The 13,563-nt window shown below is 59.1% G+C and carries 11 protein-coding genes; 8 read left to right on the top strand and 3 right to left on the bottom strand.

Translation table 11 applies throughout. From position 1 onward, the window contains the following. Positions 1–173: 173 nt before the first annotated feature. Both bglB and BBB56_RS16130 read right to left on the bottom strand, forming a co-directional pair. Positions 174–1,313, bottom strand: a complete 1,140-nt coding sequence (gene bglB, locus BBB56_RS16135; protein ID WP_123801960.1) for a beta-galactosidase BglB — start codon at positions 1,311–1,313, stop codon at positions 174–176. A 17-nt stretch (positions 1,314–1,330) separates the two neighbouring features. Further along, positions 1,331–2,914 (bottom strand): MFS transporter, encoded by a 1,584-nt coding sequence (locus tag BBB56_RS16130; RefSeq protein WP_123801959.1) that lies wholly within the window; start codon positions 2,912–2,914, stop codon positions 1,331–1,333. A 353-nt stretch (positions 2,915–3,267) separates the two neighbouring features. Between BBB56_RS16130 and hinT the strand changes: the two genes are divergently transcribed. The 8 genes from hinT (at position 3,268) to BBB56_RS16090 (ending at position 9,432) form a co-directional block, all read left to right on the top strand. Next, entirely contained in the window at positions 3,268–3,618 is a 351-nt protein-coding gene (gene hinT, locus BBB56_RS16125; protein ID WP_123801958.1) for a purine nucleoside phosphoramidase, read from the top strand. Positions 3,619–3,640: 22 nt separating this feature from the next. After that, the gene (locus tag BBB56_RS16120) at positions 3,641–4,009 is read left to right on the top strand and encodes a YcfL family putative periplasmic lipoprotein (protein WP_123801957.1); all 369 of its coding nucleotides are present in this window, start codon (positions 3,641–3,643) and stop codon (positions 4,007–4,009) included. Between the two features lie 46 nt (positions 4,010–4,055). Further along, positions 4,056–4,625 carry a penicillin-binding protein activator LpoB gene (gene lpoB / locus BBB56_RS16115; protein ID WP_370661865.1) on the top strand — a complete coding sequence of 190 codons (570 nt, stop codon included), beginning with the start codon at positions 4,056–4,058 and terminating at the stop codon, positions 4,623–4,625. A gap of 40 nt (positions 4,626–4,665) precedes the next feature. Next, the gene (gene thiK / locus BBB56_RS16110) at positions 4,666–5,424 is read left to right on the top strand and encodes a thiamine kinase (protein WP_233593046.1); all 759 of its coding nucleotides are present in this window, start codon (positions 4,666–4,668) and stop codon (positions 5,422–5,424) included. Positions 5,425–5,460: 36 nt separating this feature from the next. Further along, on the top strand, positions 5,461–6,504 hold the full coding sequence (gene nagZ, locus BBB56_RS16105) for a beta-N-acetylhexosaminidase (protein WP_123801954.1): 1,044 nt from the start codon (positions 5,461–5,463) through the stop codon (positions 6,502–6,504). Positions 6,505–6,539: 35 nt separating this feature from the next. Continuing rightward, on the top strand, positions 6,540–7,082 hold the full coding sequence (gene ycfP, locus BBB56_RS16100; protein ID WP_123801953.1) for an alpha/beta hydrolase YcfP: 543 nt from the start codon (positions 6,540–6,542) through the stop codon (positions 7,080–7,082). Between the two features lie 210 nt (positions 7,083–7,292). After that, entirely contained in the window at positions 7,293–8,597 is a 1,305-nt protein-coding gene (locus BBB56_RS16095; protein ID WP_123801952.1) for an NAD(P)/FAD-dependent oxidoreductase, read from the top strand. 292 nt (positions 8,598–8,889) lie between these two features. Continuing rightward, positions 8,890–9,432: a glycine zipper 2TM domain-containing protein gene (locus BBB56_RS16090; RefSeq protein WP_123801951.1), complete on the top strand. Its 543-nt coding sequence runs from the start codon at positions 8,890–8,892 to the stop codon at positions 9,430–9,432. A gap of 88 nt (positions 9,433–9,520) precedes the next feature. Here BBB56_RS16090 and putA read toward each other — a convergent pair whose 3' ends face one another. Beyond that, complete coding sequence (gene putA, locus BBB56_RS16085; RefSeq protein ID WP_123801950.1) at positions 9,521–13,471, bottom strand: trifunctional transcriptional regulator/proline dehydrogenase/L-glutamate gamma-semialdehyde dehydrogenase; 3,951 nt, start codon at positions 13,469–13,471, stop codon at positions 9,521–9,523. Positions 13,472–13,563 lie beyond the last annotated feature (92 nt).

Genomic DNA, 13,563 nt, shown 5'->3' with positions numbered 1-13,563 from the left:
GTCAGGCATGGCGGGAATGCGACACATGATGGGCATACCTTAGAAGGGTGTGACGCGACTGGAATTTCCCTGGGGGATATGCCGTTGGGGTGGACAGCCCACAATCCACTCTGGACGGGGTGCTCTTTAACCCGGCAATAAAAAAGCCCCTTAACGGGGCTTTTAAGCGACACTCAGAGATAGGCCCGAAGATACTCGGTCAGACACAACAGCGCCATTGCCTGTCCGTAGGGCATCGACGTCAGCGGAACGTTGCGATAATAATCAAGATCGCTGCCCATCGCGGTACCGAACGACACCTGCTTCAGCTCGCCGTCTTCATCGATGTTAGCCATCACGCCGCGCAGCGCATTGAGGCCGGTAGGCAGATACTCGGCGCTGAGATAGCGCTTACGCACCGCCTTGATAATGCCGTAGGCGAAACCCGCCGTCGCTGACGCCTCCAGATAGCTGTCGGGATCGTCCAGCAGCGTATGCCACAGGCCGCTCGGATGCTGGCAGTCGCGCAGCGCTTTTACCTGGCTCTCCAGTACCTGCAACAGGAAACGACGCGTCGCATGCTGTTCCGGCCAGTTCATCATCTCCAGGAAGTCGGGAATAACGATAGTCAGCCAGCTATTGCCGCGCGCCCAGCGGGCATTCGCGAAGTTATGGCGACCCTCGAAGTTCCAGCCGTGGAACCACAGACCAGTCTGACGATCCATCAGGTACTGCGTGTGCAGCAGGAACTGATAGCTGGCTTCCTCAACAAATTCCGGGCGATCCAGCAGCTGGCCGATTTTAGCCAGCGCCATCACGCTCATCATCAGCGTGTCGTCCCACAGTTGCTGATGGTTTTCATTGTTGTAGACGATATGCTGCAAACCGCCTTGCTCGGTGCGCGGCATCTCATACATCACCCATTCGGCCCAGCGCTCCAGCACCGGACGCCAGGCGGCGTTGGCGGTCTCTTCATAGCGATAGGCCAGCGTCAGGAAGGGCGCGACCGTGTTCACATTCTTGGTGGGCGTGCCTTCCGCCATTCGCGCGGCGAACCAGTCATCGATAATGTTCAGCGTCTGCCGATCGCCGGTCTGCTGATAGTAGTGCAGCATACCGTACAGACCGATGCCGTGCGTCCACTCCCAGCCTGCCCAGCCTTTGGTATCAATCACGCGTCCGTCATCGAGACGCAGCAGGAACTCACCGGTTTCATCGGTAATGTTTACCAGGTTTTGCGTCAGTTTGTGAATCAGTTGCAACAGCTCCTGGCGCGGCAGCAGAAATTCCGGTTGGCACAAAAGAGCACTCTGTTTCACAGGAAATACAGTCATGGTTCATTCCTATCATTTCAAGGTCGTAGTAAGGGAGAAGCGGTAGTACGCGCAGACTTCAGCGTCGGCGCGGCCGGTTTATGACGGTTGAGGTAGCCAATGTTGTTATTGCCCCACAGGTTTTCGTAAGGCATGCCCGCGAGGGTTTCGACAATGTCACGGGCTTCCGGCGTAATACGTTCGGGCAGGACGCGGTCGGCTTCACGCATTTTCAGGGTCTCTTCGCGCAGCACGGTGTGCGTTTGCAGATTGAGCTTAAAGCGCAGCGAAACGATAAAGCCGCAGGCCAGCACGCACAGCGTACCGATGCTGAGGATGCCAAGAATGGTGTGGCCTACGCTCTCTGTCTGCGTCGCCTGGCCAGAGACAAAACCAGAGAGTTGCAGCACGATTCCCACCAGCATCACCGCGCCTGCCTGAGAGGCTTTACGGGTCAGGGTCATAATGCCGGCAAAGATGCCTTCGCGGCGCTGGCCGGTAATAACCTCATCTACGTCGGCGATATAGGTGTAGGTATTCCACGGCACATAGTTAATCCCGCCGCGTCCCAGGCCCGCCAGCGCGGAAATCAGCAGAAGCAGGGAGAAGTTGTCATTCATGCCTGCATACCACAGCCCGGCGTAAGAGAGGGCCGCCGCCGCGAACAGCACCACCACCAGACGATAGGCTGGCGCCGGTCCCATGCGGATGCAGAGGGGGATCATGCCCATCACGGCGATAAACTGTAGCACCGCCATGGTGCCCATCAGGTTAGAGGCGATCTGCGCGCTCTGCATCAGCACAAACACCACATACCAGGTAAAGACGGCGTTGAAGACGTCCTGCGCAATATAGCCGCCGAGATACATGCCAAGATGCTGGCGGAAAATGCGGATACGCAGCGTCGACGCCAGTTCGACATAGAGACGTTTCAGGTTCTGAAGCAGCGTCAGCTTGCGTTTCTCCTCTTCAGCGCGACGCGACTCTTCAGAAAAGTCATCAGGATCGCGTTCCCAGGTGAAGAGCCAGACCAGCGTCAGCACCAGCGCGCAGATAATGGAAAAGACCAGGCTGGCGTAAAAGAAGGAGTGGGGATTTTCTTTACCCAGCGCGCCAATCAGGATGCCAGGCAGGAACGCCGCCAGAATGGCCGACAGCTGCGCCAGGGCAATACGGGCGCCGGAGAAGCGGGTTTTCTGTTTAAAGTCATCGGTCATTTCCGGCACCAGCGTTTCGTAAGGCACCAGGATCATGGTGTAGACAATATCAAACAGCAGGTAGGTGGCGAGATACCACCAGAAGCTCATATCCCCAATCCACATCAGGCTGTAGCTAAAAACGCAGGGGATACCCAGCAGGATAAAAAATTTGCGTCGGCCAAAGCGTTTGCCCAGCCAGGTTGAGCCAAAGTTATCGGTCAGAAAGCCCATCAGCGGGCTGACCACCGCATCAAGCACGCGCGCGGTGGCAAAAATAAAGGTCGCTTCAATGGGCGTCAGGCCGCAGAAGGTTGTATAGAAATAGAGCAGCCAGGCGGCAGTTAACGCCGTGGTGCCTGCTCCAAGGAAATCCCCGGAACCGTAAGCCAGATAGTGACCAAAACCAATCTTACGTGAGCGCATACAGATGCTCCTTTATCGTTATTGACATACATCCCTTGTATCCCGGACAACACTCCTGGAATGGTATGAAAGTAGAGCGGCAGCGCGGGGCAAACCTTCGCAATTTCGACAGGGTCTGTCGCTGTCTGGCAAAAATGCAAAGAAAAGGGCGGCGCATTTCTAATTTATAAAACAGCGTTTCATTTTACGGGTAAGCAGAGCGGCAGTTTGCGAAGCAGCGCACAGGTAAAAACAACGGCGAAAAACGCTGCAAAGGCAGGCAGTCGATCGGGGAAAAGTGGTACTGAACTTGAAAGAAAACAATTTCCTCACGCATACTGATCGACTGTTAATCAGGCTTAAGGAATTGCACCATGGCTGAAGAAACCATTTTCAGTAAAATCATCCGTCGCGAAATCCCCGCTGACGTGGTGTATCAGGATGAACTGGTCACCGCATTTCGTGACATTTCTCCCAAAGCGCCAACTCATGTTCTGATTGTTCCCAATGTCTTAATTCCCACGGCCAACGACGCGCTGCCCGCGCACGAGCAGGCGCTGGGCCGCTTGTTTACCGTCGCGGCAAAAATCGCGCGCGCGGAAGGGATTGATGAAGACGGCTATCGTCTGATCGTGAACTGCAATCGTCACGGCGGTCAGGAGGTGTACCACATTCATATGCATTTGCTCGGCGGACGTCCGCTGGGACCGATGCTGGCCGAGTGATTTTTTCGGGCGGAAGCAAGTTATGCGCCAATGGCTAATGTCTCTGCCGCTCCTGCTGACGCTGACGGCGTGCAGCAGCGAGAAACCGATGATCGATACGTCGCAGTCGCTGGTGATGGAATCATCGGTGCTTTCTGCCGGTATCATTACCGATGAACCGGTGGTCGATGAAGAAGATGGACAGCAGCGCGCGCGCAGCGTGCTCTACAACCAGCGCGAAACGCCAGTGGTGATCCACTATCGTTACTACTGGTACGATGACAAAGGACTGGAAATTGCGCCGCGCGAACCGGCGCAAACCGTCACTGTTCCGGCGCACGGCAGCATTGTCGCCGCTTCCCAAATGGGCAACCTGACGGCCAGCAAGGTTCGTCTCTACCTTTATCTCTGAGGACTGTTACGTGATTCGCCGACTCCCTCGTTCCGCAACGCTACTGATGGCGCTTATTCTTTCCGGCTGTGTAATCAAACAGCAGCAGCCCGCGCCCGTTGAACCCACGCAACCCACTGAACCGACGCAGCCGCAGCCGGTGCCGCAGCCGCAGCCTGTTCCTGAACCGACGCAGCCGGTGCCGCAGCCGCCGAAGCTGAAAACCATTAACTGGGATGCCAGCGTACAGCCGCTGGTGGCGCAAATGCTGAACTCATCCAACGGCGCTACGCCGGGCAGCGTGCTGATGGTGGACCGTATTAAAAACAGCACCAACGGCGCGTTGCAGAGCGAGAAGGCCACTGACGCCATTCAAAATGCATTAGCCAACAACGGCAAGTTCACGCTGGTCACCAACGATCAGCTGGCGCAGGCCAAGCAGACGCTGGGGCTTTCGCCGGATGACAGCCTGAACTCGCGCAGTAAGGCGATTGGTCTGGCCCGCACCCTTAATGCGCAGTATGTGCTTTACAGCACGGCGCAGGGCGATGTGAAAACCCCGACCTTGCAGATGCAGCTGATGCTGGTGCAGACCGGCGAGATCGTCTGGTCAGGTAAAGGGATTGCCCAGAATTGATCCTTCGCTGCTAAAGCGAATTGAAAAGAGACTGCCGGGAGTGACAGCCAGCAGTTTGCTGCCGCTGCCAGGGCTGACCGGACAGAGCAGTAAACTGCTACACGGGCAGGAGGCCTTTATTGTCAGGCGCGCGCCGCCGCAGCCGATCCCCTTTATCGATCGTCAGCGCGAAGCGCGCCTGCTGCGCAAACTCTCCGCCAGAGGCGTAGCGCCGCGTCCGTTAACAGGCGACGCGCAGCTGCTGATACTGCCGTGGCAGGAGGGCGAACCGCTGTCATCGCAGGCGTTTCAGCAGCGCAGCGAAGAAGTCGTGGCTCTGCTGCTGCGCCTGCATCGTCAGCCGCTGACCGGCTATGCTCTGCACCTGCTGCCGCTGCTGGAGCGCTACTGGCAGCTATGCCAGCAGCGTGACCTTCGCTGGCAGCGCGCGCTGCGTCAGCTACAGCGCACAGGCGAACCCCGGCCGCTGCGGCTGGCGCCGCTGCATATGGATGTACACAGCGGCAATCTGATAGCCAGTCAACAGGGGCTGCACCTGATCGACTGGGAGTACGCCGCCGATGGCGACGTCGCGCTGGAGCTGGCCGCGCTGTGCGCCGCCGCGCCCGAACAGGCGGAGGGCTGGCTGGAAAGCTATGCGCAGGCAGCCCGGTTATGCCCGGCGCGGCTGGCGCGTCAGGTCGCCCGCTGGCAGCCCTGGCTACGTCTTTTGATGGCAAGCTGGTATCAGCTACGTGCCGAGCAGAGCGCCGACGCCCAGCTGCGTCAGCTGGCGCGGCAGAGCTGGCAACACCTTTAATTTGCGCGGCGCTGGACGCTGCGTCAGGAACTGAATATGACGACTCAACTTCCCGGCCCGCTGATGCTGGACGTCGAAGGGTTTGAACTGGACGCTGAAGAGCGCGAGATCTTAAAACATCCCACGGTAGGCGGGGTGATTTTGTTTGCACGCAACTACCACGATCCGGCGCAGCTGGCGGAGCTGGTGAGCCAGATTCGCCGCGCGTCGCACACGCGCCTGGTGGTCGCCGTCGATCAGGAGGGCGGACGCGTACAGCGTTTCCGCGAGGGTTTTACCACCTTACCGGCGATGCAGTCCTTTGCCGCGCTGCATGACGCTGAAACGGGCGGCGAGCTGGCGCAGCAGGCGGGCTGGCAGATGGCGGCGGAGATGATCGCCATGGACATCGATATCAGCTTCGCGCCCGTACTGGATCTGGGCCACATCAGCGCGGCGATCGGCGATCGCGCTTTCCACACCGATCCGCAGATCGCGCTGGCGATGGCGCGCCGCTTTATCGCCGGAATGCATGAAGCGGGGATGAAAACCACCGGCAAGCACTTTCCCGGCCACGGTGCGGTCAGCGCAGACTCCCATAAGGAGACGCCGCGCGACCCGCGCGATCTGCGCGTCCTGCGTCAGCATGATATGGCTATCTTCCAGGCGCTGTTTGAAGAAGGCGCGCTGGACGCCGTCATGCCCGCGCACGTTATCTATACTGAGATAGATCCATTGCCCGCCAGCGGTTCGCCTTACTGGCTGAAAACCGTGTTGCGCGGCGAGCTTGGCTTTGACGGCGTGATTTTCTCTGACGATCTGTCGATGGAGGGCGCGGCGATCATGGGCAGCTACGCGGAGCGCGCGCAGCAGTCGCTGTCAGCCGGGTGCGACATGATTTTGGTCTGTAATCATCGCGAAGGCGCAATCAGCGTGCTGGATAATTTGATCGCGATCGGCGCTGAACGCGTGCCGCGCCTGTACCATCGGGGAACCCTTACCCGTCAGAGTCTGCAACAGAGCGCGCGCTGGAAACAGAATGCGCAGCAGCTGGGTCAGTTGCAGGCGCGCTGGCTGGAACACAAAGCGTCAGGAAAATAGGCTTTTCTCCTGGCGCGCACCACGCGAGGAGAGTCATGATTATTTATCTGCACGGTTTCGATTCCAACAGTCCGGGCAACCATGAAAAGGTGCTGCAACTGCAGTTTATCGATCCTGACGTTAGACTGATCAGTTACAGCACCCGCCATCCCAAACATGACATGCAGTTTCTGCTGAAAGAGACCGATAAAATGCTGACGCAGTCAGGCAGCGGACAGTCGCTGATCTGCGGCGTCGGGCTGGGCGGATACTGGGCGGAGCGCATCGGTTTCCTCTGTGGCATTCGTCAGGCGATCTTTAACCCTAACCTGTTTCCCTACGAAAATATGGAGGGAAAAATCGACCGGCCGGAAGAGTATCTCGACATCGCCACGAAATGCGTCAGCGACTTTCGCGAGAAAAACCGTGAGCGCTGCCTGGTGTTTCTGTCGCGTCATGACGAGGCGCTTAACAGCCAGCGCAGCGCGGCTACCCTGCATCCCTACTATGAGATCGTCTGGGACGACGTCGAAACGCATAAGTTCAAAAATATCTCACACCACCTCCAGAGCATTAATGCTTTCAAAACATTAGGTTAAGCTAACGGACGCCGAGCAGGCGTCCGGTGATTTTGCGTAATATTCTGAGTTATCCGCAGCGTAATTGATGTGGATCAATTTTGGTATGACCATCTTCCCTGCCCATGCTATTCTGCCCTCAGCAGCGATTTTAACTTCGCCAACCCTATGTTTATTAAGGTTTAATTTAACCATTGATTAACTATTGGTTCACATTTTGAGGGGGTCTTGTTGACTATATCTATGAAAAAAATCGTTATTGTCGGCGGCGGCGCGGGCGGGCTGGAAATGGCCACGCAGCTGGGTCATAAGCTGGGCCGCAAGAAAAAGGCCGAGATTATTCTGGTCGATCGCAACCACAGTCACCTGTGGAAACCGCTGCTGCATGAAGTAGCGACCGGTTCAATGGACGAAGGCATTGACGCGCTGAGCTATCTGGCGCACGCGCGCAATCACGGCTTTCAGTTTCAGTTAGGCGCGCTGACCAACATCAACCGCGAGAACAAAACCATTGAGCTGGCGGAGATGCGTGACGACAACGGCGAAGTGCTGGTGCCGCAGCGCGAGCTGGCCTACGACACCCTGGTAATGGCGCTGGGCAGCACCTCGAACGACTTCGGCACGCCGGGCGTTAAAGATCACTGCATTTTCCTCGACAATCCGCATCAGGCGCGGCGTTTTCATAATGAGATGCTGAATCTGTTCCTGAAATTCTCCGCCAGCGAAGGCCAGCTTGAGAAGGTCAATATCGCGATCGTGGGGGGCGGCGCGACCGGCGTTGAGCTGTCGGCAGAGCTGCACAACGCGGTGAAACAGCTGCACAGCTATGGCTATAAAGGACTGAGCAGCGAAGCGCTGAACGTGACGCTGGTGGAGGCGGGAGAGCGCATTCTGCCTGCGCTGCCGCCGCGCATCTCCGCCGCCGCGCACAGCGAGCTGACCAAGCTGGGCGTGCGCGTGCTGACGCAAACCATGGTTACCAGCGCCGATAAAAACGGTCTGCATACCAAAGGCGGGGAGTTTATCGAAGCCGATCTTATGGTCTGGGCGGCGGGTATTAAGGCTCCGGACTTCCTGAAAAATATCGGTGGACTGGAAACCAACCGCATTAACCAGCTGGTGGTTAAAGAGACGCTGCAAACCACGCTCGATGACGACATCTACGCCATCGGCGACTGCGCCTCCTGCGCGCTGCCGTCCGGCGGCTTTGTGCCGCCGCGCGCCCAGTCGGCGCACCAGATGGCGTCGCGCGCGATGGAGAACATCCTGGCGCAGCGCAGCGGAAAACCGCTGAAAGCCTATGTCTATAAAGATCACGGCTCGCTGGTGTCACTGTCGCGCTTCAGCACGGTCGGTAGCCTGATGGGCAACCTGATGCGCGGTTCCATGATGGTTGAAGGACGCATTGCGCGTTTTGTCTACATCTCCTTGTATCGTATGCACCAGATTGCGCTCCACGGCTATTTCAAGACCGGCCTGATGATGCTGGTTGGCAGCCTGAACCGGGTCATTCGTCCACGTCTCAAGCTGCACTAATGTATTCAGGCGGCGCAAGCCGCCTTTTCAGGTTTTTGCCGCTTGATAACCTACTGACCCATAACACAAATTAATTAAATCCTGCTTGCTGGCCTGGTTAAGAACTCTCCGAAAAGCTGGCCCTGCCGCGCCTGCGCTGCGTTTTCCTCCATTAATCTGATGTTGCAATTTCGGGCCATCTGTAAAACTTTCCTCACTGAGTACGGCGGGTCGTGCACGCCGTCTGTGCTTCAGCGACAGAGGACATCGTCGCGGCACGCATGCACGGTAACAACTTCAGGAGGATAATCCTGTGAATAAATCAATGTTAGCGGGTATCGGTATCGGTGTAGCAGCAGCGCTGGGCGTTGCGGCTGTTGCCAGCATGGATGTATTTGACCGTGGTCCGCAATATGCGCAGGTGCTTTCGGCCACCCCGATTAAAGAGAGCATCAAACAGCCGCGGCAGGAGTGTCGCAACGTTACCCTGACGCACCGCCGTCCGGTGCAGGATGAAAATCGCATTACCGGTTCGGTGCTGGGCGCCGTAGCGGGCGGCGTGCTGGGCCATCAGTTTGGCGGCGGCCGCGGGCGCGATGTGGCGACGGTCGCTGGCGCGCTGGCGGGCGGCTATGCCGGCAACCAGGTGCAAGGCGGCCTGCAGGAGCGCGATACCTACACCACCTCAGAACAGCGTTGTAAAACAGTTTACGATAAACAAGAAAAGATGCTGGGTTATGATGTGACCTATAAAATAGGCAACCAGCAGGGCAAAATCCGCATGGAAAACGACCCTGGCACCCGCATCCCGCTGGACCGTAACGGCCAGCTCATCCTGAACAGCAATCAGGCTTAAACGGGCAAAGATTCCCATACAGCAACCATAATGAAAAAGGCCCATCTGCGATGGGCCTTTTTTTATCCTGCGAGCGCGATTAACCGGATTAACCGATCGTCATCAGACTGGCGTTGCCGCCAGCCGCGGCGGTATTGACGCTCAGCGAACGTTCAATCAGCAATCTCTCCAGCAGCAGATGGGTTTCGCCACGCGCAAAGCCCTGTACCGAGACAATCGCGCCGTCGCGCGCCGCAATCTGCTCGCACAGCGCGCGCAGCTGGTCGGCGTCGCCATGGTAGATCACCGCGTCGAAAGGAGCGGCGAACACATCTTTCGCCAGCGCGACGCGCCCCTGTACCGCATGCGGCAGGGTGTTGCGCAGCTTGCGATGCAGCTCGTCATCCGGCCACAGCGCCTGGCTGCCGACGCTGGTCACCGCCGCCAGCTGCACCAGCGCATCCTGCTCGTTATCGGCCAGACAGAGCACGCGCTCACGCGGCAGCAGCGAGAAGGTGTTACGCTCACCGGTCGGACCGGTCAGCAGACGTACGGTGCCTGCCTGCGCCAGGCCGGCATAGCGCTGGCAGAGCGCCGCCAGTTCCGGCTTATCCTGCTGCGCCCAGGCGGTAAGCGCCTTATGCGGCTCCAGCAGCGCCTCGCGCAGCGTGCCGTCAACCGGACAGTCAGCATCCTGACGGTTGAAGGTGGTGGTCAACGCCTCTTCCGGACGGCTGGCCAGCAGGCGGTAGAGATAGAGCGGGCCGCCCGCTTTCGGACCCGTGCCAGAAAGACCTTCGCCGCCGAACGGCTGCACGCCGACCACCGCGCCCACCATATTGCGGTTAACGTAGAGGTTGCCGACTTTAGCGTTCGCCGTTACCTGCGCAATGGTCTCGTCGATACGGGTGTGCACGCCCAGCGTCAGGCCATAGCCGCCTGCGTTGATCTGCTCAATCAGCTGCGGCAGGGCATGACGCGCGAAGCGCACCACGTGCAGCACCGGACCGAAAATCTCTTTATCGAGATCGCTGACCTGATTTAGCTCGATCAGCGTCGGCTTGATAAAGGTGCCGCTCTGCCACTCTGCGCTGTCCTGCGGATTTTCCTGCACCGCCTGATACACGGTATTGCCTTTATTACGCATCGCCTGAATATGGCGCTCGATATTGGCTTTCGCCTCGGCGTCAATCACCGGGCCAATATCGGTAGAGAGACGCTCCGGGTTGCCCATGCGGCATTCGGCCATCGCGCCGCGCAGCATCTTCAGCGTATGGTCCGCTACGTCTTCCTGAATACAGAGCAGGCGCAGCGCCGAGCAGCGCTGGCCAGCGCTGTCGAAGGCGGAGGCGAGAATATCGACCACAACCTGCTCGGTCAGCGCCGACGAGTCGACGATCATTGCATTCAGGCCGCCGGTTTCCGCGATCAGCGGCGTCGGACGGCCCTGGGGATCGAGGCGGCCGGCCAGGTTACGCTGCAACAGCGTGGCGACGGCGGTAGAGCCGGTAAACATGACGCCGCGCACGCGCGGATCGCGGGTAAGCTGCGCGCCAACGGTTTCGCCATTGCCAGGCAGCAGTTGCAGCACGCCCGACGGCACGCCGGCATCCAGCAGAATTTGTACCGCCTGCGCGGCGATCAGCGGAGTCTGTTCCGCCGGTTTAGCCAGTACGCTGTTGCCTGCCGCCAGCGCGGCGGCAATCTGACCTGTGAAGATCGCCAGCGGAAAGTTCCACGGGCTGATGCACACCACCGGACCGAGCGGACGATGGGTTTCGTTATCGAAGTCATCGCGCACCATGCCCGCGTAGTAGCGCAGGAAATCCACCGCTTCACGCACTTCGGCGATGGCGTTGTTGTAGGTTTTGCCCGCTTCGCGCACCAGAATCCCGATCAGCTGCTGCATACCGTCTTCCATATGCTGCGCGGCGCGATCGAGGATAGCCGCGCGCTCGTCCGGCGGCGTGGCAAACCAGATCGGACCGGCGCTGACGGCGGCATCCAGCGCCAGCGACACTTCCGCTTCGCTGGCTTCGCGCACCTGACCGACAACGTCGCCTGGGGCGGCCGGGTTGAGCACCGGGCGGGTTTCGCCTTCGCCCAGTTCGCCCTCAATGATCGGCTGCGCCAGCCACGGCTGCGCTGCGCTGCTGAGCAGGGCGCTGGAGAGCGACGCCAGGCGATGCTCGTTGGCCATATCGATACCGGCGGAGTTGCTGCGTCCCGCGCCATAGAGATCGCGCGGCAGCGGAATTTTGGGATGCGGCAGACCGATAGCGCCTTCGCTCGCGCCCAGTTTCTCTACGGCTGTCACCGGGTCCGCCACCAGCTCATCAATCGGCAGCGAGGTATCGGCGATGCGGTTAACAAAAGAGGTGTTGGCGCCGTTTTCCAGCAGGCGACGCACCAGATAGGCCAGCAGGGTTTCATGGGTGCCGACCGGCGCATAGATACGGCACGGACGGTTTAGCTTGCCGTCAGCCACTTTGCCTACCACCTGTTCATACAGCGGTTCGCCCATGCCGTGCAGGCACTGGAACTCGTACTGTCCCGGATAGTAGTTATTGCCTGCCAGCTGATAGATCGCCGCCAGCGTATGGGCGTTGTGCGTTGCGAACTGCGGATAGATCAGGTTTGGCACCGCCAGCAGCTTGCGCGCGCAGGCGAGATAGGAGATGTCGGTGTAAACCTTACGGGTATAGACCGGATAGCCTTCCAGTCCCTCAACCTGGGCGCGCTTGATTTCGCTGTCCCAGTAGGCGCCTTTCACCAGGCGGATCATCAGGCGACGGCGGCTGCGCTGGGCCAGGTCGATCAAGGAATCAATCACAAAGGGGCAGCGCTTCATATAGGCCTGAATAACGAAGCCGATGCCGTTCCAGCCTTCCAGTTCTGGCTCGAAGCAGAGTTTTTCCAGCAGGTCGAGCGACAGCTCCAGCCGGTCGGCCTCTTCGGCGTCGATATTAATGCCGATGTCGTATGAACGCGCCAGCAGCGTCAGGGATTTCAGAATCGGGTAAAGCTCTTCCATCACGCGATCGTACTGGGCGCGGCTGTAGCGCGGATGCAGCGCAGAGAGCTTAATGGAGATGCCTGGTCCTTCATAAATGCCGCGGCCGTTCGAGGCCTTGCCGATGGCGTGGATCGCCTGCTGATAGGAGACCAGATAGGCTCTGGCGTCGCTGGCGGTCAACGCCGCTTCGCCCAGCATATCGTAGGAGTAGCGAAAGCCTTTCTCTTCCAGCTTGCGCGCGTTCGCCAGCGCCTCGGCGATAGTTTCGCCGGTGACGAACTGCTCGCCCATCAGACGCATAGCCATATCGACGCCTTTACGGATCAGCGGCTCGCCGCTCTTGCCGATAATGCGGTTCAGCGAACGCGACAGGTTGGCTTCGTTGTGGGTCGAGACCAGACGCCCGGTAAACAGCAGTCCCCAGGTCGCGGCGTTAACAAACAGGGAAGGGCTGCGGCCCAGATGCGACTGCCAGTTGCCGTTGCTGATTTTGTCGCGGATAAGCGCGTCGCGTGTCGGCTTATCAGGAATACGCAGCAGCGCTTCGGCCAGACACATCAGCGCAACGCCTTCCTGCGAAGAGAGCGAGAACTCCTGGAGCAGGCTTTGCACCATTCCGGCGCGTCCGGTTGCCCCTTTCTGGTGCCGCAGCTTGTCGGCCAGCTGCCAGGCGAGCTGGTGCGTTTTCTCCGCCAGCGGAGCAGGCAGTCGCGCCTGCTCCAGCAGCATCGGCACGGCGTCCGTCTCCGGACGACGCCAGGCGGCTGTAATCGCCGCGCGCGTTACCGACTGCGGCAGAATATGCTCGGCAAAGTCGAGAAAGGGCTGATGGGGCTCTTCCGGCGTCAGCTCGTCAGACTCCGCCAGCGCGCCCGCCGCCAGCGGGATCTCCGGCAGCGCATCGCCGCTTTCCAGCTGGCCAAGATAGTTGAAAATAGCCTGCTTAATCAGCCAGTGCGGGGTGCGGTCAATGCGTTGCGCCGCCAGTTTAATGCGTTCGCGGGTGGCTTCATCCAGCTTCACCCCCATGGTAGTCGTGCCCATGACGTCTCTGCTCCTGTGTCGGTATCTTACTGCGTGGGCAGCACTATTACTGATGTTGCAACTTTGTGCAACCGTGTTAAGTGTGACCCGTG

The organism is Candidatus Pantoea deserta (genome assembly GCF_003813865.1).
GTDB lineage: Bacteria > Pseudomonadota > Gammaproteobacteria > Enterobacterales > Enterobacteriaceae > Pantoea > Pantoea deserta.
Note: the sequence above shows the minus strand (reverse complement) of the source record. Positions and strands in the feature narration are given on the sequence as shown.

Coding starts and splice junctions, on each gene's coding strand:
- ycfP (WP_123801953.1), top strand. CDS start 6,540: ATGATTATTTATCTGCACGGTTTCGATTCCAACAGTCCGGGCAACCAT.
- nagZ (WP_123801954.1), top strand. CDS start 5,461: ATGACGACTCAACTTCCCGGCCCGCTGATGCTGGACGTCGAAGGGTTT.
- BBB56_RS16120 (WP_123801957.1), top strand. CDS start 3,641: ATGCGCCAATGGCTAATGTCTCTGCCGCTCCTGCTGACGCTGACGGCG.
- hinT (WP_123801958.1), top strand. CDS start 3,268: ATGGCTGAAGAAACCATTTTCAGTAAAATCATCCGTCGCGAAATCCCC.
- bglB (WP_123801960.1), bottom strand. CDS start 1,313: ATGACTGTATTTCCTGTGAAACAGAGTGCTCTTTTGTGCCAACCGGAA.
- putA (WP_123801950.1), bottom strand. CDS start 13,471: ATGGGCACGACTACCATGGGGGTGAAGCTGGATGAAGCCACCCGCGAA.
- BBB56_RS16130 (WP_123801959.1), bottom strand. CDS start 2,914: ATGCGCTCACGTAAGATTGGTTTTGGTCACTATCTGGCTTACGGTTCC.
- lpoB (WP_370661865.1), top strand. CDS start 4,056: ATGGCGCTTATTCTTTCCGGCTGTGTAATCAAACAGCAGCAGCCCGCG.